The sequence below is a fragment of the Pseudocolwellia sp. AS88 genome, assembly GCF_030551755.1.
GTDB lineage: Bacteria > Pseudomonadota > Gammaproteobacteria > Enterobacterales > Alteromonadaceae > Pseudocolwellia.
On the sequence record NZ_JAUPEC010000009.1, the window covers coordinates 1 to 25308 of the forward strand.

Consider the following 25308-nt stretch of genomic DNA (forward strand, 5'->3'; position numbering starts at 1 on the left):
TGAACCGCCCTGTGCGGAGCCGCATGCAGGGTGGTGTGGGGGCTGGAGGTTAGATACCTCCGGCTACCCGATTTATAAATCGTGACCTAATGACTTAACGTGGTCGATAACTAAACCATGACCACCTAATAATGCAGACAACCTTATTTTGGCGCCACTTTCAAAAGTTAAAGTATACCAATTAGGGGTTGAGTGAAACTTTACTTGTTTTAAATTAACCCACAATTCATCTTTTGATCCAGTCCAAGGAGTATGAAATTGAATTGATGTTTCATCAAAGCGACCATGAACCCTGAATGCTTCACCAAACGAATAAATTGCACCGATACCAAAACCAACGATTAAGCCAATTAAAGGGTAAAAGTCTCGTTCATGGTTATATTCAGTAAACAATAAAACATATAAACAGCCTAACGAAAAAGCTAAACAACACCAAAATAAACCAGAAATCAAAACTCCAAATTTTAATTGGCCATCTGATGTTTTATGACTGATTTTTGATGAAACGATTGTGCATAGAATTACAGCAATAATGCCACCTATAATTCCACTATAATTTGAATCCATACTCCGAAACTCCTTGAGATTTATAACAGTTTAATATGAGGATGCCATCCGCCTTTCTACAAAGGCCAACAATCATCAACAATTTATAATTAATATAAACATTACTCGATTATCAATTATAGATCAATTAGTTAAAAATCCAATCGTAACTGGTTGATGTGTGAAAGGAGGATGTAATCCTGCTTTGTTGTAGAAAGAAGGATTACAAGGTATCTGTATGTATTTACAGTTACCTTGTAATTAAAAATCAGATATTTCTAACAAAACGTTTGAGCTTTAAGTAACTATCAACTTTATATCTATACTTTTATTGCGTTATGGTGATTAAACTGAGTGTTTTACGCTTTATAAAGTGTAATAGCACCTATAATAATAAAGCCTGCACCTGCGAAATAATTTAAATATTTTTCATTGATGTATTCAGATAAAAGGCTTCCAGCTAACACCCCTACTGCTGTCGCTACAATTAATGCGGCTGATGCTGCTAAGAATACAGTATATTTGCTAACTTCTTTATCTGCTGCAAATAGCATGGTAGCAAGTTGGGTTTTGTCTCCTAGCTCAGCGATAAAAACGGAAGCAAATATAGTTAAAAATATTTTCCAATCCATCTGTCTTTTCTCTCTCAAAATTACCCATTTCTTTATTTTGGGTAGATGTTTATAAAATTTTTCTTTGGTAAGTTATTTAAACAATTTAAACGTTTTAATAACTCTTTAAGTTAATAAGCTTAAATCAAACTTAGTTGCGGCTATATCTGTACTTATTTCATTGTTTAATCTTGCAATCATGGGGGCTTTGATTAAAGACATTAGCTCAGTGATATTTTCTTCTAAATAGTTCATACCCTCAAAAGTATTCGCTACCCAACCAACGCATTCTAGTCCGTCAGATAATATACTTTCGTACGTTAATATTGCGTGATTTAAACAACCTAATTTCATATTTACCACTAGAATAACTTTTTGTTCTGATTGTTGAACAAATTCAGATAAATATTTGCCATTACCTAAGGGTAAGCGCCACCCTCCAGCACCTTCAGTTAAGGTAATATCGGCATTTAATGAGGTAACGTTTGTGTAATGTTGTAATACATCTTCAACGGTAATACTTTGATTAGATTTCGCTGCGGCAATATGAGGTGCAATAGGCTCTTCGTAAGCAATGGGATTTACATTCGAGATAGATTGATTACTGTTAGCCACTTGCTGTAATAAAAATGCATCTTCGTTAATAAGCTCACCATCAATAACTTCACAGCCTGCTGAAATAGGCTTGTATACAGCTACAGTTTTTCCTGTGTTTACTAAAGCTTTAACTAAGGCGGTGGCTACGAATGTTTTTCCTGCATCGGTATCTGTGGCGGTTATAAAAAATTTAGACATTAAGTTTTACTGCAACCCCTGAATATGCTGAATAAGTGGCTGGATATACGCCATTTGGTTCTCTAAAGTCTTCGTAGTGTTCTGTCATTTTCTTCCATTTATCTTTACCTGATAAACCTTTCTTTCTTTGATTAGGTACATGATTAGCACCTAAACCTTTTAACTCGTGTAGTAAGTGCATTACGTTTTCATATTCTAACGCAATGTCTTTTACCTGACTGTCTAATAATTTAAATTGAGAACCATCAAAAGTATTAACAAGTGTATCTTTTGGTTTAAAGTCTAATACGTGTGGTTCGTCATCAACTTGTTTCCAAGAAGATTTAAGCTCATATAAAGTACCTTCAACAAGTGTGCTGAAAACAAACAGGCCACCGGGTTTTAGTATACGAGTCATTTCGGTAAGTAAATCACTTAATGGATTACACCATTGAATCATTAAATTTGAATAGATAACATCAACACTTTCATCTTCAATAGGAAGTTTAAAAGCATCCGCTTCTATCCATTTAATTTCATGTGTTGATTTTTCTTCAGCAAATTTAAGCATATCTTTTGAAATATCCACACCGATAACTTGCTTGTATTTACTTGCTAAAATATTAGTAAAAAAGCCTGTACCACAGCCTAAATCAACAACCGTTAAGTCGCTTCGCTTAGGTAGTTTAGACATTAAGTGTTTGCCTGTGTAACGTTGCAAACGTGCAGAAACATCGTAAGAGTGTGTTGCTGAACTGAAAGAACGAGCAATCTTAGTCCTACTGAAGTTATTTCCCATTTAAAAAGGCCTTGTTAATATTACTTGCTAAATATTTGATATCGTTTGCATTATGAGATGCAGTTATAGTAACACGTAACCTAGAGCTGTTTTTTGCAACCGTGGGAGGACGAATTGCGGTAACCCAAATTCCATTTTCTTTCAGTTTTTCACTCGTGTTCAATGTTTTGCTCGCTGAACCTAAAACAATCGCGTGAATTGAAGATTCAGTTTTTATTAATTCTATGTCGTTATTAAGTGTAGTAGATAATAAATAACTTAATTCACTAATTTTGTCTCTGCGCCACTGTTCTTGCTGAGCCAGCTTAATACTGGCTTTAGTTGCCCAAGCAACGGCAGGCGAAATGGCTGTTGAATATATGTAATGTCTAGAGAAGTTTACGAGGTATTCGTAAATGTCTTCATTACAAACAACAAAAGCGCCACTGGTCGCCAATGCTTTACCAAATGTTGCCATTACCATGTCTATTGGTGCTTGGCTTAAACTACCTTCACCAAATTTACCTTTTACACCTATGCTATGGGCGTCATCTATATAAGTTAACGCTTTATGTTTTTTAGCGAGTTGACTAATGCTGCTTAAATTAGCTTGATCGCCATCCATGCTAAAAACGCCTTCAGAGATTATGACGTTATCTTTTTCTGGAGACGAGCTTAAAAACGTATCAAGTTGTTGCATGTCGTTGTGTAAGAAGCGTTTAGTGCGCGCTTTTGATGCTAAAGCACCATCAATTAACGAAGCATGGCTAAGTTTATCTAACCAATAGTTGGTATTAGGCTCACCCAACGCATCGAGTACACCTTGATTTGCAGCAAAACCACTAGAAAACAATAAACATTTAGGTTTGTTTAACCAAGTACATATGTCGTTCTCAAGTGATTGATGCGCATAGTGATAACCAGTAATCAAACTTGAGGCACTTGCACAAGTGCCAAACCTATCAGCACCCTCTTGCATGGCTTTATTGATTTCTGGGTGATTATTTAAACCTAAATAATCATTAGATGAAAAGTTTAAGTAGGTTTTACCTGCTATAGACACTTCTCTCGCGTTTTGAGATTCAACACACTTTGTACTTCTATACAAAGCGTGTTCTCGTTGTTGCGCTAATTTTTGCTCAATAAAGCTAAAAGCCACTATAAATACAACTTAAATATTAGTTAGCGTTATAAAATAAATCACTATTTTGCTGATCAATTATAGCAGTTTTAACTTTCAGCATTTGCTCTTGTTCAGTAATGCTGTCAATCGTTTCAGTGTTAATACCTAGTTTTTTGAATAAGGCAACGTCAGAGTTTGTTTCAGGGTTGTCAGCCGTTAATAGCTTACATCCGTAAAAGATTGAGTTAGCACCGGCTAAAAAACACATGGCTTGCATTTGTTCATTCATTTCTGAACGACCAGCAGATAAACGTACATGGCTTTTTGGCATAATAATACGTGCTACAGCAATACAACGAACAAAGTCGAAATGATCTAAATCATCAACATCCGCTAAAGGTGTACCTTCAACTTTAACTAACATGTTAATTGGAACACTTTCAGGTTGTGGAGAAAGGTTAGCTAATTGAATAAGCAAAGAAATACGGTCTTTAGCATCTTCACCTAAACCCACTATACCGCCACTACATACTTTCATACCGGCTTTACGAACGTTGCCTAAAGTATCTAAGCGATCTTGGTAAGTACGGGTAGTTATAATTTGGTTGTAATGCTCTGGCGAGGTATCTAAGTTATGATTGTAGTAATCTAGGCCAGCAGTTTGTAATTCGTCAGCTTGATCTTCAGATAACATACCTAAAGTCATACAAGTTTCTAAACCCATAGCTTTAACGCCTTTAACCATTTCAACAACTAATGGCATATCACGCTCTTTTGGATTTCTCCATGCAGCCCCCATACAAAAACGGGTTGAACCTTGTTGTTTAGCTTTTTCAGCAGCTTCTAATACTTTTTCAACAGCCATTAATCTTTCTTTATCAATGTCTGTTTTGTAACGAGCACTTTGCGAACAGTATTTACAATCTTCTGGGCAAGCACCGGTTTTTATTGATAACAAAGTACTCACTTGTACTTCATTAGCGTTAAAGTTTTTGCGATGAACTGTTTGCGCTTCGAACATTAGGTCGTTAAAAGGCATATCGAATAAGGCTTGAACTTCTTCTTTAGTCCAATCGTGACGGACAACTTGATCAGACTCTTTTAACATATTTAACGAATTAAGCTGTACAGACATAGAATACCTTTTCTTCTTACGAGTAAATTGCTGATGGTGAGGTGTAATCCATGCGCTAGCGCATATTGCATCTCTTTTTATTTGCGCGTAGTCTACCACCAATTTTTACTTGTAAACATACTAACGAGAATTAAGTTAACAAATGTCTAATTTATATACAGATGATTTGATCTTCGACCGAGATCACATATGGCACCCTTATACATCCATGACTAATCCCCTACCAAGTTTTATGGTGGAATCAGCTAATGGTGTAACCATTAATTTAGCGTCAGGCGAGCAACTTACCGATGGTATGTCATCTTGGTGGTCTGTTCTGCATGGTTACAACCACCCTGTTCTTAATGAAGCATTAGTTGAACAAAGTAAAAACATGTCTCACGTTATGTTTGGCGGTTTAACCCATAAGCCTGCTATTGAACTCTGTAAAAAATTAATACGTTTATCGCCTGAAGGTTTAGATAAGGTATTTCTATCTGACAGTGGCTCGGTAGCTGTTGAAGTAGCAATGAAAATGGCAATTCAATATTGGGGGGCTAAAGGACAACCTAACAAAAACAAAATGCTTACTGTTAAAAATGGTTATCACGGTGATACTTTTGCAACCATGGCTGTTTGTGATCCTGTTAACGGCATGCATCATATGTTTGATCAGGTACTCACCAAGCATTATTTTGCTCCAGCGCCTCAAACCAGTATTGATGAAGAATGGAATGCCAACGGCAATAACGATGATATTGCTGAGCTAGAACAGTTATTTAAAGATAATCACAGCAATATAGCCGCTTTTATTATAGAGCCGATTGTTCAAGGCGCTGGCGGTATGCGTTTTTATCATCCAGAATATTTAAAAGCCTGTCGCGCATTATGTGATCAATACCAAGTGCTTTTTATTGCTGACGAGATAGCCACTGGATTAGGCAGAACAGGAAAGCTATTTGCTTGTGAATGGGCAGAAATTAGTCCCGACATTATGTGTTTAGGTAAAACCTTAACTGGTGGTTACATTACATTAGCCGCCACACTTTGTACGAACGAAATAGCTGAAGGTATAAGCCAATCAGAAGCTGGCTGCTTTATGCATGGCCCAACCTATATGGGTAATCCATTAGCATGTGCTGTTGCTAATGCGAGTATAGGTTTACTTGAAAGTAGTGATTGGAAATCTAACATAAACCGCATCGAAAAATGCTTGCAGGAACAACTATTACCTCTTAGTGAAAATAAGCGTGTTCATGCAACTCGAGTGCTAGGTAGTATTGGTGTTGTAGAAGCGGTAACGCCAGTAAATATGGCAAACATTCAAAAACGCTTTGTTGAATTAGGTGTGTGGATCCGCCCTTTTGGTAAGCTTATTTATATAATGCCACCACTTATTTCTACTAATGAAGATCTTAAAAAACTAGTTGGAGCTATTGCGACAGTTTTAAATGAAGAGGCTTGTTTTGCTTAACTGGTAATAAAGTAAGGTTTACTGCAAATCGTTATGCGGTAAACCTTTTACCTTTAAAGGACTTAATATGCTGTTCTTAAAAAGCATTAAGTAAAATAGCTTAATCCGTTCAAAGATTACTTACCAAGCTACCTAAGATTAATTAAAATATAAACAGCCCAAGCAACCGAAATCACCATCAATAATAGTAGATTGAAGTTTTTACTATCTGTTTCTCTTCTCGATCGAAACTTGTGAACAATTAAACTGAAATAACTAAATAAAGCACTTAACCAAAGTGCGGCATACAAATATCCCGTTAAAGGGATCAACCAGAATTTACGAATCTCTAAGCTATGATAACGAACAAGCCCATAGTCTTTTTCGGGTGCAGCGTAATAAGACATCCCCAATGCAAATATAAATAACACCCAACTTACTATGGTTAAAGTGCGTACAACTAACACCCATTTGTCGGGTGATTTTCTTCTGTTTTCTTGCTTAGTATCCATATTTACTCGTAAATGCTCTAAATTAACTATTTCTTTAGCTATTTATTCAATTTTATAGCAGGTATTAACATTTTTTACTTGTTAATCATATAATGCACGGTAACATATCACACCTTAACTTTAGAGCAATTTTGACAGACAAAGAGGTCGATTAATGTCACTCATATCAATTACTGACGTTTTAGCAGGAAAGTCGCCTGTTAACGAAACAGTTTCAGTACATGGTTGGATCCGTACACGCCGTGATTCAAAAGCAGGTATTTCATTTTTAGCCATTCATGACGGTTCATGTTTTGATGCGATTCAAGCGATTGTTTCTAGTGACATAGAAAATTACCAATCTGATGTTTTAAAATTAACTACAGGTTGTGCCGTTAAAGTTACCGGTATTTTAGTTGAATCTCCTGGCCAAGGCCAAGCATTTGAAATTCAAGCTACAGCTATCGAAGTATACGGTTTTGTTGAAGACCCAGATACTTACCCAATGGCAGCTAAACGTCATAGTATTGAATTTTTACGTGAGCAAGCTCATTTACGTGCTCGTACTAACATTGGTGGCGCGGTAACTCGTGTTCGTAATACCTTAGCACAAGCTGTACATCGCTTTTTACATAGCAAAGGTTACTTCTGGATAAGCACTCCACTTATTACAGGTAGTGACTGTGAAGGCGCTGGTGAAATGTTCCGTGTAAGTACATTAGACATGGAAAACTTACCGCGTACTGACAAAGGCGAAGTTGATTACAAACAAGACTTCTTCGGTAAAGAAACATTCTTAACAGTTTCAGGACAATTAAACGTTGAAACTTACGCATGTGCTTTATCTAAAGTATATACGTTTGGTCCTACGTTCCGTGCAGAAAACTCTAATACTACGCGTCATTTAGCTGAATTTTGGATGGTTGAACCTGAAATCGCGTTTGCTGATTTATCTGACGCGGCTGATTTAGCTGAAGAAATGTTGAAGTATGTGTTCAAAGCCGTTTTAGATGAACGTGCTGACGACATGGCATTCTTCCAACAACGTGTAGATAAGACGGTTATTGACCGTTTAAATTCTGTAATCAATACCGACTTTGTTCGTCTTGATTATACAGATGCAATTACCATTTTAGAAAATTGTGAGAAGAAGTTTGAAAACGCAGTTTCATGGGGTGTTGATTTAAACTCTGAACATGAACGTTATTTAGCTGAAGAACACTTTAATGGTCCAGTAGTTTTACAAAACTACCCTAAAGATATTAAATCGTTCTACATGCGTTTAAATGACGATGGCAAAACTGTTGCTGCTATGGACATTCTTGCTCCTGGTATTGGCGAGATCATTGGCGGAAGTCAACGTGAAGAACGTTTAGACGTTTTAGATGCTAGATTAGAAGAAATGAACCTAGATATTTCTGATTACGGCTGGTATCGCGATTTACGTCGTTACGGCACAGTTCCTCATTCTGGTTTTGGTTTAGGCTTTGAGCGTTTAGTTGCTTATGCTACAGGCATGCAGAACGTACGTGACGTTATCCCATTCCCAAGAACACCAAATAACGCAGCATTTTAATTTTTAATAGCTACTTTATAAAATAAAAAAACGCCTTAATTGGCGTTTTTTTTGTTTTATAATTAAAAATCTAATGCTTTTATAATCCTAGGCATTTATCTCATACCCATCTATTTTATCGTTATATCTAATATCACAGCCCTATTCACCTTATTAGGCTCTCAACTGACGCTTTAGCTAAATTAATAACGATCTATCTATAATTATTTTAGAAAAACAGTTGTTTTCTCTTAATTAAGACATATTATGTCTTTGAATCATTTAATTCGGAGTTAAAAAATGCAACGTATTGTATTATTTTTATTAACTAACTTAGCGATAATGTTAGTGCTCAGCGTTACCCTTAGTATCTTAATGTCAGTGTTTGGTATTGACCGACAAGGTTTAGGTGGCTTATTAATGCTCGCTATGGTGTTTGGCTTCGGTGGTGCTTTTATATCATTACTTATGTCTAAATGGATGGCAAAACGTTCTGTAGGCGCTTATGTGATCGAACAACCACAAAATAATACAGAAAAGTGGTTATTAGATACGGTTAAACGCTATTCAGATAAAGCAGGTATTGGTATGCCTGAAGTAGCGCTATATCAGTCGCCAGATATGAACGCATTCGCAACGGGCGCTAACAAAAACAATGCGCTAGTTGCTGTAAGCACTGGGTTATTAGAAAACATGAGCCAAGCTGAAGCTGAAGCGGTGATCGGTCATGAAATTAGCCACGTAGCTAATGGTGATATGGTTACTCTAACTTTAGTGCAAGGTGTAATGAACACTTTTGTTATATTTTTAGCGCGCTTAATAGCAGGCGTTATTGATAACGCAACTCGTAGCAATAATAACCAAGGTGGCGGCTTAGGCGGAATTGCTTATTTTGCTGTAGTGTTTATTTTAGAAATGGTTTTAGGTGTTTTAGCCAGTATAGTTGTAGCTTGGTTTTCAAGAAAACGTGAGTTTAGAGCCGACATTGGAGGTGCTCAACTTGCAGGTAAACAAGCTATGATTGGTGCTTTAGAGAAATTAAAACGTAGCCAAGAAAGTCAACTTGAAGGCTCTATGATGGCATTTGGTATTAATAATAAAGCTAAGTTTTTAAGTTTATTTGCAAGTCATCCACCGCTTGATGTGCGTATTAAAGCGCTTAGAGATAACCAAGAGTAAAATTATGTAGATTTAATGTTAAGACTACACTGAAAAACAAAAAAGCCCTTAAACTATTATTAGTTTAAGGGCTTTAATATTTTGTTGTATAGCTTGGCTAGTTTATGCGTTAAGCCATTTATCTATTCTGCATCCATCTTGACAAGTCTTATGCTTTACGTTGACGAACAACAAGAGCAATTAAACCTAAAGCAAAAATAGCTAAAGAAGGCATTTCTGGAACAGATGTAGCGCCACCAACAATAACTTCTGTGCCTGATGAAGATACTGAAGAGAAATCATCACCAAAGTCATCAGCTAAAAGGATATCAGCAAAGTTAAATGTGTTCAGACCATCAGCTAAAACATCAAAACTTACCGAAGCTAAAAGAAAGCTTGATTGACCATCTTGAGCAGCAAATAAATCATCACTAAAAGCATAACTAATTTCAGACACATACAAATCACCCATACCTAAATCAGCATCAAATTGATCACTGGCAAAGGAAGGGTCAACATCTAAAAAGCTACCAAAAGTTGTTGATTGGTAAGCAAGTATAGAGCTATCGAATAATAGGTCGAAATCAAACGAACCTAATAGTTTTTGAAAACCTAAAGAGTCTTGTTCAATATCTGAAATTATTACGTTTGCTTGTAAAGTATCACCTACTTGATAGTCAGTATTATCAAGATCGATGCTTAATAATGTTGCTTGTGAACTTAAAGAAATAAGTGCTGTTGCGAATAACGCGATTAATTTTTTCATTTTATATTCCTAAGGATATTTTGTTATTAAAATCCCCTCTAAAACAGAGGGGATATTTACTTTTATTTTTTATTCAGTTGCACAACGGCTACGTGTACATAACGACATTAATGAACGAGCGTCTGATGTATTAACAACACCGTCATTATTAAAATCGTTCGCCATATCAGTCGCTTCGCCTTGTCTTACTAACAAGGTGAAAGCTACAACGTCATTACGGTCAATATCACCATCAGCATCAAAGTCACCTACTAAAGCTTGTTCTGAGCTAAGCGCTAGTGAAATAACAACTGGATCATGATCAGAAGCACGGTATGCGTCACTGCCATAGTAACTAGTGATTTGACTATCTGTTTTGAACTCAGTGTTGTAATCAAACGAACCTGGTTCATCAGCATTAATGTGCCATACCGTTGTTTCAAGTACTTGGCTTGTTAATGTATCTGAAGCAAGAGCGTGATCTAAATAACCTAACTCACCATCAAAGCTATAAGAATAACCATTATGACCTAATGATTTTTCAACTAAGTTTTGGTAACCGTTATTTTCAATCTCAAGGATAGGGTCTTCTTTAGCATAAGCATTTAAATCACCCATGATGATCACATCAGTATCAGCAGTACCTGTTGGCTGTGTTGCTAACCAAGCAGTTAATGTAGATGCAGCTTGTGTTCTTAATTCATTCCAACAGCCTTGGCCATCACCTGAATCAGCATTACCACCTGTTGCACTGCCACAGCTACCTTTCGATTTAAAGTGGTTAACAGCAACAGTTAATACTTCATTGCTCGCTATTTCTTTAAACGTTTGAACTAATGGTTGACGGTTACTGGTATTAAATGGAGTTTCTGTTGTTGTTACTGCAGAACCTTCAAGTGATACGTTTGCAGGTTTATAAATTAAACCAACCGCAATAGCATCTGTACCTAAAGTCGACATGTTAGGGTTAACATAGCTATAAGTACCTTCACCCATTTGTGAGTTTAATTTAGTTACTAAATCACTAATTGCACTGTTCGCTTCATAGCCATCGTTTTCGATTTCCATTAAACCAACAATATCAGCGTTTATAGCAACTAATGCGGCAACGATTTTATCACTTTGACGTGTAAATTCTTCTGCAGTATCAGCACCACGTTCAGTTGGGAAACCTCCACCTAAACCATCGCCATTAAAGTAGTTTAATACGTTAAAGCTAGCAATTTTTAAAGAACCAACGTTTGAAAACTCTGGTTCGTTAGTACGATTGTTAGTTGCGATAAATTGAGGAGCACCTACAGGCAATGCACGGTAGCTACCAAAACTGTAATCAATAACAGCAGTTAAATTACTCACTGTATCGCCTAAACGTACAGTATTTGTGTAACTTAAAGGAGATGAAGGAAAAGGCACAACCTCAGGGTTTTGCGAGCTATTCATATCATCTAATATAAGTCTGTTACGGCTGTTTCTGTCAGTTAAAGCAATGGCTTCAGTACTATCTGCTGCGTAAACATTCGTTGGTTTAAGTAAACGACCATTTGATAAAGTAAGTTCACCAAAGCGAGTTAATGTGAATGAATCTGATACACTTAAATCATGAGAAACAGTAATTAACATGCCTTCAACTTTTTCCCAATCAGCAAAGCTATCTACAGGTAAGCTAATTGATTGAGAAGAAATAGATTCGCCTACACCACAATCAGTGTAAGTAGTAGAAGCTGTTAATTGAGTTCTTGCGAAAGATTCTTCAACAACACCTTGTACTCGAATTCTGTTACCTACTGTTGGCATTGCCGATGAGTTTTCGTCTAAAACAAATAAACCTTCAGAAGTTTCAGATAATCCATCTTGGTCTGCGGCTTCTTCTTGAACAAAGTAACCATTTAGTGAGTTATCAACAAGAGTAACAACACCTTCAATAACTTTAGTTTCGCCCGCGAATAGTGAAGCGTCGCCAGAACCTTGAATTACGTTAATGTAATCGGCTGTGTCACTACATGAACCTAATGGTAATGTAGGTTCAGTTGGTTCTTCAGGATCTGTCGGATCAGTTGGGTCTGTTACTTCACCTGGAAGTACATTATGTGAACCGATGAAAGTAAAGGTATCACTTGGTTCAGAATCCCACTCAGTATCAACTGAGAATGTATCAGTTCTGTCTGAATCACCTTGAGTGATTGAAGATTTTCTGATTAACGTAACGTTACCACCCCAGCTTTCTCTTACACCAAATACACCTACTGAATCGATAATATTATCGCCATTAGTTAATTCAATGTAATCATCACCGTTAAAGTTAGCAGCACCAGTAAATACATCTATTTTACTTGCTAACTCTTCAGTCGCTTGGCTGTTACCTAAAACGAGTACATCACCAGAAGCTAACTCACCTGTTAAACTAACAGTGGTTGATGGCGTTACACTACCATTTGAATACAGTTTAAATTCGTAACCAGTTAAATCGATTGTTGTTAGTGTTGGATTGTAAATTTCAACAGCTTTGTTGAAGCTACTACCTTCTACGTATTCAGAAATGAATAAATCGGCACCACCTGGAGCTGGGTCGGTAGGCTCTGGATCTGTTGGTTCTGGTTCAGGATCTGTTGGCTCTGTTACTTCTTCGTCAGTACAACTTTGGGTATAAATTTTTGAAATCCATTCTGGATGATCGATAAATGGGTTTCTGTTGCCTTGGAATTCGTAAATTCGGTTGTTGCGTTCTTGTTCAAACTCATCAACAGGATCACTTTCATTCCAGCTTAGTAAAGCACATAGCTTACCTAAGTTTGCTTCACCAGTAGAGGTTAGTCTATTAACTACTTCTAAATCAGGTGTTCCAGAGTCATTACCTTGGTAACGAGTATCCATATAGAAAACGATACGTGCTACATCACCTTTAACAGCATCACGTGGTTCAAAAGAATCACTGTCTACTCTGTTTTCCGGTGCTTCAGCTAAAGCACCGTCACTAAAGTCAAAGTCTAAGTTACCGCGAGAAGAGTTAACTGAAATATCGGTAGGACGTAAATGATGGATATCTGTATAAGCTTCAGCACTTGTTTCAGGGAAACCATGGCTTTTAGCCCAAACGTGCTCACGGTTCCAGTTATCTTGATCTGAAGATTGTGAACCACTACCATTTGAAAACTTAGCTAGTGAAATACCACGGTAGAATAAAATAACGTTTTCACTGTTTAATGGATCTTCATCAGTTTGTGTTAATGCAGTCCATGCTTCTGAATAGGTAAGATTTTTGTGATTATCTGAAATTGCAGCAGTAATTCTTTCTTTAATAATTTCTTGTGATTGTTCAGAGTCAACAGCATCAAATACATGAGCATAATATGCAGAATCATCAAAAGCTGAAGCATCTGCTATTTTCTCTAAATCAGGACAGTTAAAACAAGCATTAGTAATAATGTCTGAATCTGGAGTCTCATCAACTTCGCCTGTTCCGTCATCTATACCATCGTCACCGTCTTCACTTCCATCGCTATCACCCTGAGAAGTTACTAGCACATCATCTAATCTGATGTACTCAGAACCTGCACCATTTTGCATCGCAACTTTAATAACTAAAGAAGAACCTTCAGCAATATCGGCTTCTACAGTTGTAGAAGTAAAATCGTCAATTAATGTATGTTCCGTGCTACCTAAACCTTGCCAGTTAGTCACTTGAACAAATGCGCCGCCATCTACAGAGTAATATAAGTCAAAAAAGTCATCTGCTTCGTGTGTTCCATCTTCTTCAGCTAAAACAGATAATTTAATATCCGTTTTATTTGAAATATCAATTGTTTCAGAAATCCATTCTACAACACCGTCAACATCTCTAGCTTCCATAACTGCATTGGTTACTTTAAACCAATCAGAAGTTGCCGTTAATGATGCATTACTAATATCGATAGACCAACGATCAACGCCAGACATATCAATAGTAGAATTAACAGCACCTTTGTTATCTAATGCTGCATCATTAAAGTTTTCGCTCCATAGGTCTTCTGCGAAAGCAGATGAACTAATTAATAACGCAGACGATATACATAAAGCGACTTTACTTTTTGTATGCATAAACCGAGTTGATCTTGGTACTAATGTATCGACTGTAACAGTCTTTTTCTTAAACATTGAACACTCCAAATGATAACTTAATTAAAATAAAACCAGGTATGAAAACAAACTCCATATTGATGTAAATAATGACGTAAAATTGTTACATTAATGTTATTGATATATTACACAATACAAAAACCTGACTATATAGTCTACTTTATAATTGTATGCAGTCTTTATGTCACATGAATAATTTTCATCTAACTAACCAAATAGACAAAAAATAAAAACTGTATAAAATTAAAACAAAACCCCGCTAAGCCATACCACGCATAGCTTACCGAGACGCACACTTTGGAAGGTCAAAAAAACTCAGAGTTGAGAAAGTAATAGGCATAAAAAAGCCAGCTACTGATATAGCTGGCTATTAGCAATAAAATGCAGAAAATACGTAAAACAAAAATGTTAACAAGTATTTTACTTTGCACAATTGAATTATTTACCTTTAAATCACAATAATCGATTTTTGACTAATGAATGTATTATGATCAGTTAGGGATTTTACATGAGAACATAATGTAGGGATGATAAAATCTATGTGGTTAACAAGGATTTTTTATTGCAGATATAAACCAGATACCTGCATCCTTGCAAGTAAACGCTTAAAGCTAATTATAAAGTAAAATAGCTTATCTCAAATGAGATTATTTCAAATAAGTCACACAATCTTCGTAAGGCTTAGCAGGTTTAGCGGGTCTAACCTTTTTTTCTGTTCCAATATATAAGTAGCCAACAATGTCATCTTGTCTATCAACATTCAGCGCATATTTAACTGAATTGTTATAGCTTAAATCTCCAGTTCGCCATACTGCACCAAAACCTAAACTAAATGCCATCATTTGCATTGCATGTACACAACAACCAGCAGCAACTAATTGTTCTTGTTTAGGAACTTTATGTTCTTGATATTTAGTACTTACAATAATAATTAATGGTGCTCTAAAAGGCATATTGCGTGTTTTTTCAAGTTTGGCTTCATCATTACTTTCTAACTGCACAGCATTAACAAAATACTCACTAAGCTTATGTAAACCATCACCTTCTACAACAGTAAAGTGCCAAGGCATAAGACCACCATGATCAGGCACTCGCATACCAGCACTTAAAATATTATGTAAATCTTCACCTGCTGGTGCTGGTTCACATAAATGTGGGTTAGACTGACGCGTTAAAAGTAATTCGGTGCTGTTCATCATTAATCTATTCTCGTATTTGGTTTTATATTTTAAACTTATCGTATTAGCTTAAAACTCTTTTAAATGGTTTAACACACGTTTAGTAGAAATAGGATAAGGTGTTTTAAGGTTTTGTGCGTATAACGACACCTTTAATTCTTCCAACATCCAAGTAACATCCGATAGCTCTTTTGATAACGGCTGCCCTTTCTTCTGCTTACTTAATACCGTTTGATAAGCCGTTTGAGCTTTCTCAATTTCGATCATTTTTAATCTATCTTGATTAGGATCGATAGGTAGTTTTTCTAAACGTCTTATAATTGCTTGTAAATATCTGTTTATATCATCGAGTTTGTCGTGCCCTGATTCGGTAACAAAACCTTTAAACACAAGGGATTCTAAATGCTGCTTAATGTCACCATGAGATTGAATGATGTTTAGGCTCACATTACCTTTAAGCTTTTTACGAATATCGTGCGCGGTGCTTAGGGCTTTCTCAACTTTAATTGCACTGTCTAAAACGCAATCAGCTATTTCTGCACGTATGTAATCTTTAGCTTTAGTAAATTCTTGTTCACTGCGTGGTAAAGGTCCATGAGTAAGCAATAAATGCTGACAAGCCGCCACAATACAATCTTGTAGTAAATCAGTGATCGAGCCAAACGGATTAAAGTACAAGCCCAGCTTAGCTTTATTTGGAAGCTTTTCTTGTAAGTATTTAATCGGCGAAGGAATGTTAAGTAAAATTAATCGACTTGCACCTTTCAACATTGCTTGCTCGGCAATTTCTTGTTGCTCGAATAACTCAATTGAAACACTTTTGTTTTTATCAACTAAAGCTGGAAATGCTTTGATGGTGATATTGGCAACTTTCTTCTCGTAGCCTGTTGGTAAGTCTTTAAAGTCCCAAGTTTCGATATCTGTTCGTTCAATACCTTTATCAGCGACTTGCTTGATAGAAGCTTTTACTTTGCCTTGCAATTCAGCTTTTAATAAATCAAGATCGCGACCTTGTTTAACTAACTTACCTTTTTCATTTAATACTTTGAAGTTCATAGTTAAATTCACAGGCAATTCAATATGATCCCAAGAATTTTCAGGTAATCTTACGCCTGTCATTCTCAGTAATTGTTTTTCAAGCACTTCAACTAAAGGTTTATTAGTGTCAGTCATCGCCATTACACAAGCTTCAGCATAATTAGGTGCTGGTACAAAGTTTCTGCGTAGCGATTTAGGTAAGCCTTTAATTAACGCAACCACTAAATCAAAACGTAAAGCAGGAATTAACCAATCAAAACCATGGTCGTGAACTTGGTTAAGAATACCGATAGGGATAATAACGCTAATTCCATCGTCTATATCGCCTGGTGTAAAGTGATATTGTAATGGCAAGGTTAGATTGTCTTGCTGCCAAGTATCAGGGTATTCAGTTTTAGATAGTTCTTCAGAACTTTCGTTTAACAAAAACTCTCGAGTAAAATGCAGTAGCTTACCGTTTGTTTGCTTTTCTTTTTTCCACCACGATAAGAAACTTCGTTGACAGTTAATGTGTTCAGGCAATATAGATGAGTAAAAATCTACAAGGTGTTGCTCGTCAATTAAGAAATCTTTGCGTCGAGCTTTTTTCTCTAAGTTTTCAATTTCTTCAACAAGTGCTTTGTTTGCCTTGAAGAAGTTTTCTTGAATGGTGCAATCACCGTTAACTAAGGCTTCTCTGATAAAGATCTCACGACAAGTATCGGGTTCAATTTTGTTAAAATTAACTTTTCGATTTGCCACTAAAATCAAGCCATAAAGAGATACTTGCTCAGATGCCATAACAGCACCCTGCTTCTTCTCCCAATGGGGTTCGCTATAGCTCTTTTTAACTAGGTGATCCGCTAAAGGTTCAATCCATTGTGCATCAATTTTACCCACCATACGGGCGAATAGACGACTAGTTTCAACAAGTTCAGCCCCCATAATCCACTTAGGTGATTTTTTAGCGACACCAGAACCTGGGAATATATAAAACTTACTGCCACGCGCGCCTTTGTATTCTCGGTTTTCGTCAAGCTGACCTATATGACTTAATAACCCTGAAAGTATAGCTTGATGAATAATGTCTTGATTACCTTCAGCTTCATAATCAATGCGTGTTAACGGTATTTTCAAATCTCTAAAGGTAGACTTTAATTGTGTGAATATATCCTGCCATTCTCGAACACGCATATAGGCGATAAAGTCTTTTTGGCACATACGTCTAAATTGGTTACTGCTTAATTCTTTTTGCTGATCGGTAATATAATTCCATAAATTAAGTAAACTAATAAAATCAGACTCGGGATCTTTAAAGCGATTATGCTTTTCATCAGCCGCTTGTTGTTTCTCATGTGGACGTTCACGTGGATCTTGAATACTTAACGCACTAACGATAATCAGGACTTGTTCAATACAACCTAAGTCGATTGCAGTGAGAATCATTTTTGAAAGTCGAGGATCAATAGAGAACTTTGAAAGCAAGCGCCCTATTTTGGTTAATACCGGACCTTTAGTGTTTTGACCTTTACCTTGCGCCCGTCCTTGATAAGAAATAGCCGCGAGCTCTTCTAATAATTTAACACCGTCGTTTATGTTACGGCTATCTGGTGGTTGAACAAATGGAAAGTCAGAAATATCGCCTAAATCGAGCGCAAGCATTTGTAGAATAACGGTTGCTAAGTTTGTTCTTACAATTTCAGGATCAGTAAACTCAGGACGCCCTAAAAAGTCTTCTTCAGAATATAAACGAATACAAACACCCGCAGATACACGACCACAACGACCTGAACGTTGATTTGCACTCGCCTGTGAAATTGCTTCAATAGGTAAACGTTGTACTTTAGTTCGGTAGCTATATCGTGAAATACGCGCCGTACCTGGGTCAATTACATATTTAATGCCAGGTACGGTTAAGCTGGTTTCAGCAACGTTGGTCGCTAAAACAATATTTCTACCGCTGTGTGGCTGAAATATTTTATTTTGTTCTTGCACGGTTAGGCGCGAATACAATGGAAGAATACTGGTGTGGCGTAAGTTCGCTTTTTCTAATGCGCTTGCTGTATCTCTAATTTCACGTTCACCATTTAAAAATATAAGAATGTCGCCGTTACTTACATCAGTTAATTCGTCTACCGCATCTAAAATACCTGTAATAACATCGGCATCATCACGTTGTGAGCTACCTTCATTTGAATCATCGCTTCGCGGCTCATTTAATGGTCGGTACAAGATATCTACAGGAAATGTTCTACCTGATACTTCAATAATGGGTGCATCGTCAAAGTGTTTTGAGAAGCGTTGAGGATCTATCGTCGCAGAGGTAATAATAACTTTTAAGTCTGGGCGTTTAGGTAGTATTTGCTTTAAGTAACCTAAAATAAAATCGATGTTTAAACTACGCTCATGCGCTTCATCAATAATTAATGTATCGTATTGACGTAACAAACGATCCGTTTGCATTTCAGCTAATAAAATACCATCGGTCATTAACTTTATATGACTGTGTTCATCAACCATATCGTTAAAACGAACTTTATAACCAACAGAAGTCCCAAGCTTAGTATTTAACTCTTCAGCAATACGTGTTGCTACTGTACGTGCTGCAATTCGTCTAGGTTGAGTATGACCAATAATGCCGTCAATACCACGACCCAATTCTAAACAAATTTTAGGGATTTGAGTGGTTTTACCCGAGCCTGTTTCACCAGCAATAATAGTAACTTGATTATTTTTGATGGTTTCGCTGATGTGATCTACGTTTTGTGAAACAGGTAAAGATTCATTATAAGATACTTTAGGCAACTTACTGATTTTATGCTGTTTATTAACTAAAGACTTTTCTATAAGAGAAGCCACCTGTAGTAACGCGTTATTTTTTTTATCGCCTTCACTCAGCTTTTTAGCATTTATTAATCTATTTTTTAAACGTGCTCTATCGCAGCCTTTGACTTTGGTTAAGAGATTAAAAAGAGATTGAATTTCTGGGATGGGATTTGAACTGACTTCTAACGACACAACAGGCTCTAATACTTATTTATATTGCCTGTATAATATCAGTTTCTACCTTAAATGGCAGTAAGTTAACCTTATTTGTTTTATCTTTTATGGTTATATTAGCGATGGAGTTAATAGCAATTTCATTTTGTTTGTTATCAACTTACAGCTCCATCAGCGAGTTTAAAAGAGCTTATATTCAGTGTTAAAAATTTTGACTAAACTGTAACCCTGCAAAGTGATTTGTTATGATAAATAACGTCATAAATAAATCTGTTTGTAATGTTACGTTTGTACTACAAAAATTTTTATTATCCACATTTATTACTTTCAATAATTAGAGAAGTATCTCGCTATGAATCCTATTTTAGAAGCTCAGTTAAATCATCGCTCTATTCGTTCGTACACAGACAAACCAATAGATGCAACACTTTTACACGAACTGATCAGGCATGCTCAAGGTGCAGCCTCTTCTAGCTTTATTCAGGCTTACTCAATCATTCGAGTAAACAACAAAACAAGTCGCCAAACTATCGCATCGGTAGCGGGTGGTCAACATTGGGTTAAGTCAGCTGCAGAGTTTCTTATTATTTGTGCAGATCTAAGACGTGTTGAAATGGCCTGTGTAAATCAAGAACTTGGTGCGCTGGAAGGAAATACTGAGCACTTTATCAGTGCCACAGTTGATGCAGCATTAATGGCGCAAAACTTAATGTTGGGTGCTGAATCTGAAGGTTTAGGTGCTGTATTTATTGGTGGAATTAGAAATGACCCTGAAAAGGTTTCTGAGCTTTTAGATCTTCCCGATCAAGTTTATCCAGTTTTTGGTTTATGTTTGGGTTGGCCTGATGCAATTCCTGAGCTTAAACCTAGATTGCCAGTTGACGTGATCTTGCATGATGAATCTTACGATAAAGATAGAACAGCAAGCGATATCGCAGCATACGATGAACAAATTGAACATTATTATAAAGAAAGAGGTTCTAATCAACGTTCAAGCAATTGGTCAGAACAAACAGCAAAAGCAGTTCAGAAGAAAAAACGAGAACATATGTTAGAGTTTTTACAGAAACAAGGCTTTGTTAAATGTTAGTAAATGCCGATATTTAGTAAGTTTTAAAATAACTTATATAAGATCATAAACGTTAACACTGATTTAGAATAATCAGTGTTAACGTAGTGTCAGACTTTAAATACCGTTAATATCTTAAAATCAAACCATTAAGCAGTCGATTTGTGGCTAAGTTTGTCAGCGATCTCACCAGAGCGTACATGCTTATCAATTGCTCGTAAAACATCGTTACGACAAATAGTGCCTAACAAGTTACCGTCATCATCAACAACAGGATAAACTTTAGGTTTGTTTTGCAGCATACTTTGACCAAGCTCCATCACACTGTCGTAAGGTTTTACAGTTAATACATCTTTACGCATCATCTCAGAAACATAGGCAAAGTGCTTATTATGATAAATGCTATCTATCATCTTCGATAACACATCATTTTCAGATAAAAACCCAACAAGTTGGTTATTTGAGTCAATAACGGGCCCACCGATTTGCTTTGTTTTTAAAAACCTTAGTGACGCGTCTTGAACCACCATATCAGGCGTAAAAGTTACAGGATAGTGATTCATATAATGTTGTACTTGTAATGATTCCATACCGATTGTCCTATATTGTTTTTATTATCTTTAAGTATTTTTATCTATATATTAACTGTAGACCTTATTTGTACAAACTTCCTAATTTTTCACTGTTTTATTAATGATAATAACGCAGTTGCTTCACATTCTGAATTAGACTGATTTAATTGCTTAACGGCACCTTTATAAGAACTTTTTAAATGCCCCTTTAAATGTGGTAAAACCTTACTTTTATCGATGTTTTTTAACTTACAAAACATGGCTAAACAGTAAACCGTTTCAAGTTCAGTTAATGTAGATTGCCTATTCGCTTGTCTATTATTACAAGATCCACATCCACCTTTAAACTGAAAGGCTGTATTAGAAAATATAACACCAAAGCCCATAAAACAAGCAACCAGATCCACAGCTTGAGGAACATACTCTTTGCCACCTGGTGGTAACTCAGGTGAATGCATCACTAACAACGAAGCCAGTATTTGTGCAAAAGAAGACACTAAGTCTTGTGGTTGATTAACTTGAGCTGGGTTATAGCTAATTTCAATAACCTGATTATTAGCATTATCTTTCGACAAACTCTCGCCACCGTAACTAACCTCTACTGCATTTCCACTGCCATAACCATCAGTATTAGCAACAGATACAAGCGCAGAAGGACCACGTAGTAAACGGCTGGTAGATAACTTAGGGATTACATTAGCTGAAGCACGATGCGGCTCCACAAGAACAAGCGGCCAATTTTCCATTCCGGCATGTTTAACCGTTTGACTAAATACTTGCTGTGCCATTTCATGAACACTGGTTACTCTTCCCGGGAAAAATTCATTTGTTGGAAGAATTAGTTGGCTTTCATGCTTCAAAAAATCGCCGTTTAAATGGGTAATTGCCCATGAAAATGTGTCAGCAACCCAATTATGAACACTGTCTTCTACTACGGGTTTATTTTTAAATAAATCTAAAATCATAAGTGTGTTTGTTTCTCTTTAATTTATAACATGCGATTAACTGGACGTTTTAGCCTGCTGTAGTGCCCAATTCCAACCTTGTGTATTAAATAATGCGATAGTTGAAAGTGAATGATGATGGCTACCACTCGACTCCTTTGTAGAATAAGACAGGTAAATTAAGGTTTTGTGTTCAGCATCGTAAATTCTACGTACTTTTAAGCTTTTAAATAAAATACTTTTAGATTGTTTAAAAACAATATCGCCGTCTTTAGAGCGGTCGATTTTATTAAGTTGTTCTTCCGTGATTGGTCCTGTTTGTCGACAAGCGATAGACATATCAGACGGATCACTAAAATCTAGATTCGCTTCAACATGACTAATATGACAAGTTACACCAGAAATAATAGGATCTTGCTTTGCTTCAATAACAACATCTTTTGTAGTAAATAAGCCTAAGCTCACTTTACCTACGTTGTCTGAACAACCCGCCAATAAACCTAAAGCAAGAACAGATGGAACAAGTGCAGATTTTGAGATCGCAGAGAATGAGAAATTTTTCATAAGGTTCACCAAAGAGTTAATATAAACAAATAGTAAACCATATTAGGCAAGGAAGTTAGCTGATTTTAGTATTCGGCCAAATGAAGATGTGGAATATCCAGAATAACTACACACTCAGAATAAATAACCCAGTAAGAACCTACGACTCCTCTTCAATTGGGTGAAATTGTGTAATATGCCAAAGCTCACCTGAAGGCCCAGTAAGATAAATAACTCTTCCCCATGGTTCTACTATTATTGGCTGATATTTAATATCAAAATCAGTTAAAGTCGAGAGATTTTCATACACAGCATCAATATCAGATACAGCTAGTTGCAACATTAAGTTAGTTTTAACGTCTTCATTGTAATGACGACTTAAGAAAAATGTAGAGCCATTGTTTTCAAATATAGATAAGTCGTCAGATGCACGTTCCATTTCAAAGCCGAGAGACTGATAAAAACGTTTTGAAACTTCATAATCCTTACTTGGAATAAATACGCGTATGTCTACAACTTTCATATATTCACCTTTAAACAGAAAACGTCATTGACGAATTAAAACAGAAGATTGGTTCTATATCTAAATACAGTTCAGGTGCCCAACATTCATTTCTAAATTTGTTATACACATCTCTAAATGGAGTCTCAATAAGACCAACTTCATCCATCATGATTTTAGAAAAGTCGTTAGATTTGATCACAATATAAATATATTCAAATTCAGAGTGTTTTTCATAAAAAACAGAATCCCAGTAATAACCTTTTTGATCCATCTCGTTTTTTGGGAATTCGATGTTTTCTTGCATGTACAAGATTAGCTCATCTAGTTTAGTTCGCGAATTTGAGTTAAGTTTTATTTTTAACAGCTTAGATTCCATTCTTACCTCTGAAATAAAACAAGCCTCATAAGAGGCTTGATTAAAATTAACGAAGCAAAGTTCGTATTAGCTATTTAAAGATTACACTAATTTACTTACAACACTCACATTATTATGCAAAGTTTTATGAACAGGACATTTATCAGCAATTTCTAAAAACCGTTGTTGCTGTTGCCCATCTAATTCACCGGTATAACTAATATTTCTCACGATAGCTTCCATACCATTTAACTGTTCACAGTTTTCGCAATCATCTTGATAATCACGAGTATGAGTCAAATCAACTTTAATATGTTTTATTGGAAGCTGTTTACGTTCAGCATACATTCTTAAAGTCATAGCAGTACAAGCACCTAAGCCAGCTAAAACATGTTCGTAAGGATCTGGACCGGTATTATTGCCACCAACACGTACAGGTTCGTCTGCTAACCAGTAATGGCTAGCTGTGCTTACATGCTGAGCAAATTTATGATTTTTCTCTTCTACTAGAACGTGACCTTGTGCAACATTCGCTTTATACGTTTCTACATCAGTTGGCACATAACGACTTGCCCAAGCGGCAATAACATCAGCAGCATATTCAGAGTCTTTTTTGTTAGTAAGTAAATGATCTGCATCATCTAAGCTAACAAAACTTTTAGGATGTAGCGCTGATTGGTAAATTTTTTCAGCTTCAGAAATTTTAACCGTAGCGTCAATTGGCGAATGCATCACTAATAACGCTTTTTTAAGTTTACTAATATGACTATTACCGTAACTCTTAATATCGTCTAAAAATTGTTTTTGTATTTTAAAGCTTCTTCCAGCAAGATTTACTTCAGCTTCACCATTCGCTTCAATATCTTCGATGTGGGCTTCAAAATTATGTGCAACATGAGCTGCGTCTGATGGTGCACCAATAGTTACAACAGCGACAGACTCTTCTACTTTGCGTGCAACACCCAATACAGCAGCTCCACCTAAACTATGGCCAATCAATAATTTTGGCGCGCTGTATTCTTTACGAAGAAAATCAGCAGCAGCGACTAAATCTTGGATATTAGAAGAGAAGTTTGTATTAGCAAAATCACCATCACTATTACCTAATCCTGTAAAATCAAAACGTAAAACCGCAATACCTTTAGCGGTTAACGCTCTACTTATGCGAGAAGCAGCAGCAACATCTTTACCACAGGTAAAACAGTGAGCAAATAAAGCATAAAATTTGATATCTGACTCAGGCGTTTCTAACAAGCCACTTAATTGATTAACACCGCTGGTAAATTGTATCTTCTCACGCATAAACTCTCTCCAAGTAATTATGTATTGTTCTTATGAAAACCGAGTTAATCTTATGTAATTAATCAGTTTTATTCGTTTTAAGTTAATTGTTTTTTTAACTATAGTTAAGTTAGTTTTGCTTTTGATGACCTTGAATAGCTTTAACTGATGAATAAGTTGAAACACAGTATGGCACCAAATAAGTTAGCAAAATTTGAGTGATTTTTTCACCCGATAAATTCATCTCTAGCAGTGTTGATCCGTGGTTAATCATAGCAAGCAATGTTCCTACAATAATCGATACTTTTAGTGCAGAAAAAACCACCTTGTTAGATAGCGCTAAAGTAATAAACTTAGTTGATGGATCTGACATATATTGTTAT

22 protein-coding genes are annotated in these 25308 nt (G+C 36.2%); 4 read left to right on the forward strand and 18 right to left on the reverse strand.

The window, feature by feature from the left end; translation table 11 throughout:
* Positions 1-72 precede the first annotated feature (72 nt).
* From Q5N69_RS08175 to bioB, 6 genes are all read right to left on the reverse strand, one after another.
* Positions 73-567, reverse strand: a complete 495-nt coding sequence (locus tag Q5N69_RS08175) for a hypothetical protein (RefSeq protein WP_304368385.1) — start codon at positions 565-567, stop codon at positions 73-75.
* A gap of 338 nt (positions 568-905) precedes the next feature.
* The gene (locus Q5N69_RS08180; protein WP_304368386.1) at positions 906-1178 is read right to left on the reverse strand and encodes a TMEM165/GDT1 family protein; all 273 of its coding nucleotides are present in this window, start codon (positions 1176-1178) and stop codon (positions 906-908) included.
* Positions 1179-1283: 105 nt separating this feature from the next.
* Positions 1284-1952, reverse strand: coding sequence for a dethiobiotin synthase (bioD, locus tag Q5N69_RS08185; protein WP_304368387.1), 669 nt, complete (start codon positions 1950-1952; stop codon positions 1284-1286).
* Positions 1945-2730 carry a malonyl-ACP O-methyltransferase BioC gene (bioC, locus tag Q5N69_RS08190; protein ID WP_304368388.1) on the reverse strand — a complete coding sequence of 262 codons (786 nt, stop codon included), beginning with the start codon at positions 2728-2730 and terminating at the stop codon, positions 1945-1947. The genes bioD and bioC overlap by 8 nt, the downstream gene beginning before the upstream one ends.
* Positions 2720-3868 (reverse strand): 8-amino-7-oxononanoate synthase, encoded by a 1149-nt coding sequence (locus Q5N69_RS08195; RefSeq protein WP_304368389.1) that lies wholly within the window; start codon positions 3866-3868, stop codon positions 2720-2722. The genes bioC and Q5N69_RS08195 overlap by 11 nt, the downstream gene beginning before the upstream one ends.
* Positions 3869-3887: 19 nt before the next feature.
* Positions 3888-4967 (reverse strand): biotin synthase BioB, encoded by a 1080-nt coding sequence (bioB, locus tag Q5N69_RS08200; protein WP_304368390.1) that lies wholly within the window; start codon positions 4965-4967, stop codon positions 3888-3890.
* A 142-nt stretch (positions 4968-5109) separates the two neighbouring features.
* Between bioB and bioA the strand changes: the two genes are divergently transcribed.
* On the forward strand, positions 5110-6420 hold the full coding sequence (bioA, locus tag Q5N69_RS08205; protein WP_304368391.1) for an adenosylmethionine--8-amino-7-oxononanoate transaminase: 1311 nt from the start codon (positions 5110-5112) through the stop codon (positions 6418-6420).
* A 128-nt stretch (positions 6421-6548) separates the two neighbouring features.
* Here the strand turns inward: bioA and Q5N69_RS08210 are convergent, their stop codons facing one another.
* The gene (locus tag Q5N69_RS08210) at positions 6549-6911 is read right to left on the reverse strand and encodes a hypothetical protein (protein ID WP_304368392.1); all 363 of its coding nucleotides are present in this window, start codon (positions 6909-6911) and stop codon (positions 6549-6551) included.
* Between the two features lie 154 nt (positions 6912-7065).
* Between Q5N69_RS08210 and asnS the strand changes: the two genes are divergently transcribed.
* Entirely contained in the window at positions 7066-8466 is a 1401-nt protein-coding gene (gene asnS / locus Q5N69_RS08215; protein WP_304368393.1) for an asparagine--tRNA ligase, read from the forward strand.
* Between the two features lie 279 nt (positions 8467-8745).
* Positions 8746-9624: a protease HtpX gene (gene htpX / locus Q5N69_RS08220; RefSeq protein WP_304368394.1), complete on the forward strand. Its 879-nt coding sequence runs from the start codon at positions 8746-8748 to the stop codon at positions 9622-9624.
* Between the two features lie 148 nt (positions 9625-9772).
* Here the strand turns inward: htpX and Q5N69_RS08225 are convergent, their stop codons facing one another.
* The 4 genes from Q5N69_RS08225 to hrpA all read right to left on the reverse strand — a co-directional run bounded on the left by Q5N69_RS08225 (position 9773) and on the right by hrpA (position 19674).
* Positions 9773-10369 carry a cohesin domain-containing protein gene (locus Q5N69_RS08225; RefSeq protein WP_304368395.1) on the reverse strand — a complete coding sequence of 199 codons (597 nt, stop codon included), beginning with the start codon at positions 10367-10369 and terminating at the stop codon, positions 9773-9775.
* A gap of 69 nt (positions 10370-10438) precedes the next feature.
* Positions 10439-14479, reverse strand: coding sequence for an ExeM/NucH family extracellular endonuclease (locus tag Q5N69_RS08230; protein WP_304368396.1), 4041 nt, complete (start codon positions 14477-14479; stop codon positions 10439-10441).
* Between the two features lie 629 nt (positions 14480-15108).
* Positions 15109-15660 (reverse strand): NAD(P)H nitroreductase, encoded by a 552-nt coding sequence (locus tag Q5N69_RS08235; RefSeq protein ID WP_304368397.1) that lies wholly within the window; start codon positions 15658-15660, stop codon positions 15109-15111.
* 48 nt (positions 15661-15708) lie between these two features.
* Positions 15709-19674 carry an ATP-dependent RNA helicase HrpA gene (gene hrpA, locus Q5N69_RS08240; RefSeq protein ID WP_304368398.1) on the reverse strand — a complete coding sequence of 1322 codons (3966 nt, stop codon included), beginning with the start codon at positions 19672-19674 and terminating at the stop codon, positions 15709-15711.
* A gap of 334 nt (positions 19675-20008) precedes the next feature.
* On the opposite strand from hrpA, the gene nfsA reads away from it, so the two are divergent.
* Positions 20009-20746: an oxygen-insensitive NADPH nitroreductase gene (gene nfsA, locus Q5N69_RS08245; protein ID WP_304368399.1), complete on the forward strand. Its 738-nt coding sequence runs from the start codon at positions 20009-20011 to the stop codon at positions 20744-20746.
* 128 nt (positions 20747-20874) lie between these two features.
* On the opposite strand, the gene Q5N69_RS08250 is transcribed toward nfsA, so the two are convergent.
* From Q5N69_RS08250 to nrtS, 7 genes are all read right to left on the reverse strand, one after another.
* Positions 20875-21315 carry a CBS domain-containing protein gene (locus Q5N69_RS08250; RefSeq protein ID WP_304368400.1) on the reverse strand — a complete coding sequence of 147 codons (441 nt, stop codon included), beginning with the start codon at positions 21313-21315 and terminating at the stop codon, positions 20875-20877.
* Positions 21316-21404: 89 nt separating this feature from the next.
* Positions 21405-22262, reverse strand: coding sequence for a hypothetical protein (locus Q5N69_RS08255; protein ID WP_304368401.1), 858 nt, complete (start codon positions 22260-22262; stop codon positions 21405-21407).
* A gap of 36 nt (positions 22263-22298) precedes the next feature.
* Positions 22299-22805, reverse strand: coding sequence for a CreA family protein (locus tag Q5N69_RS08260; RefSeq protein WP_304368402.1), 507 nt, complete (start codon positions 22803-22805; stop codon positions 22299-22301).
* A 139-nt stretch (positions 22806-22944) separates the two neighbouring features.
* Positions 22945-23307 (reverse strand): VOC family protein, encoded by a 363-nt coding sequence (locus Q5N69_RS08265; RefSeq protein WP_304368403.1) that lies wholly within the window; start codon positions 23305-23307, stop codon positions 22945-22947.
* A 10-nt stretch (positions 23308-23317) separates the two neighbouring features.
* Complete coding sequence (locus Q5N69_RS08270) at positions 23318-23665, reverse strand: DUF6176 family protein (RefSeq protein ID WP_304368404.1); 348 nt, start codon at positions 23663-23665, stop codon at positions 23318-23320.
* 81 nt (positions 23666-23746) lie between these two features.
* Entirely contained in the window at positions 23747-24946 is a 1200-nt protein-coding gene (locus tag Q5N69_RS08275) for a bifunctional alpha/beta hydrolase/OsmC family protein (RefSeq protein WP_304368405.1), read from the reverse strand.
* A gap of 109 nt (positions 24947-25055) precedes the next feature.
* Positions 25056-25298: a nitrate/nitrite transporter NrtS gene (gene nrtS / locus Q5N69_RS08280; protein ID WP_304368406.1), complete on the reverse strand. Its 243-nt coding sequence runs from the start codon at positions 25296-25298 to the stop codon at positions 25056-25058.
* Between the last annotated feature and the right edge of the window lie 10 nt (positions 25299-25308).

Bases quoted from the DNA above. Each gene is read 5' to 3' on its own strand.
- Q5N69_RS08270 (WP_304368404.1), bottom strand. From the start codon at position 23,665: ATGGAATCTAAGCTGTTAAAAATAAAACTTAACTCAAATTCGCGAACT.
- Q5N69_RS08250 (WP_304368400.1), bottom strand. From the start codon at position 21,315: ATGGAATCATTACAAGTACAACATTATATGAATCACTATCCTGTAACT.
- bioD (WP_304368387.1), bottom strand. From the start codon at position 1,952: ATGTCTAAATTTTTTATAACCGCCACAGATACCGATGCAGGAAAAACA.
- Q5N69_RS08255 (WP_304368401.1), bottom strand. From the start codon at position 22,262: ATGATTTTAGATTTATTTAAAAATAAACCCGTAGTAGAAGACAGTGTT.
- asnS (WP_304368393.1), top strand. From the start codon at position 7,066: ATGTCACTCATATCAATTACTGACGTTTTAGCAGGAAAGTCGCCTGTT.
- Q5N69_RS08275 (WP_304368405.1), bottom strand. From the start codon at position 24,946: ATGCGTGAGAAGATACAATTTACCAGCGGTGTTAATCAATTAAGTGGC.
- Q5N69_RS08180 (WP_304368386.1), bottom strand. From the start codon at position 1,178: ATGGATTGGAAAATATTTTTAACTATATTTGCTTCCGTTTTTATCGCT.
- Q5N69_RS08265 (WP_304368403.1), bottom strand. From the start codon at position 23,307: ATGAAAGTTGTAGACATACGCGTATTTATTCCAAGTAAGGATTATGAA.
- bioB (WP_304368390.1), bottom strand. From the start codon at position 4,967: ATGTCTGTACAGCTTAATTCGTTAAATATGTTAAAAGAGTCTGATCAA.
- bioA (WP_304368391.1), top strand. From the start codon at position 5,110: ATGTCTAATTTATATACAGATGATTTGATCTTCGACCGAGATCACATA.
- nfsA (WP_304368399.1), top strand. From the start codon at position 20,009: ATGAATCCTATTTTAGAAGCTCAGTTAAATCATCGCTCTATTCGTTCG.
- htpX (WP_304368394.1), top strand. From the start codon at position 8,746: ATGCAACGTATTGTATTATTTTTATTAACTAACTTAGCGATAATGTTA.
- Q5N69_RS08175 (WP_304368385.1), bottom strand. From the start codon at position 567: ATGGATTCAAATTATAGTGGAATTATAGGTGGCATTATTGCTGTAATT.
- Q5N69_RS08260 (WP_304368402.1), bottom strand. From the start codon at position 22,805: ATGAAAAATTTCTCATTCTCTGCGATCTCAAAATCTGCACTTGTTCCA.
- Q5N69_RS08225 (WP_304368395.1), bottom strand. From the start codon at position 10,369: ATGAAAAAATTAATCGCGTTATTCGCAACAGCACTTATTTCTTTAAGT.
- Q5N69_RS08230 (WP_304368396.1), bottom strand. From the start codon at position 14,479: ATGTTTAAGAAAAAGACTGTTACAGTCGATACATTAGTACCAAGATCA.
- bioC (WP_304368388.1), bottom strand. From the start codon at position 2,730: ATGGGAAATAACTTCAGTAGGACTAAGATTGCTCGTTCTTTCAGTTCA.
- nrtS (WP_304368406.1), bottom strand. From the start codon at position 25,298: ATGTCAGATCCATCAACTAAGTTTATTACTTTAGCGCTATCTAACAAG.
- Q5N69_RS08210 (WP_304368392.1), bottom strand. From the start codon at position 6,911: ATGGATACTAAGCAAGAAAACAGAAGAAAATCACCCGACAAATGGGTG.
- Q5N69_RS08235 (WP_304368397.1), bottom strand. From the start codon at position 15,660: ATGATGAACAGCACCGAATTACTTTTAACGCGTCAGTCTAACCCACAT.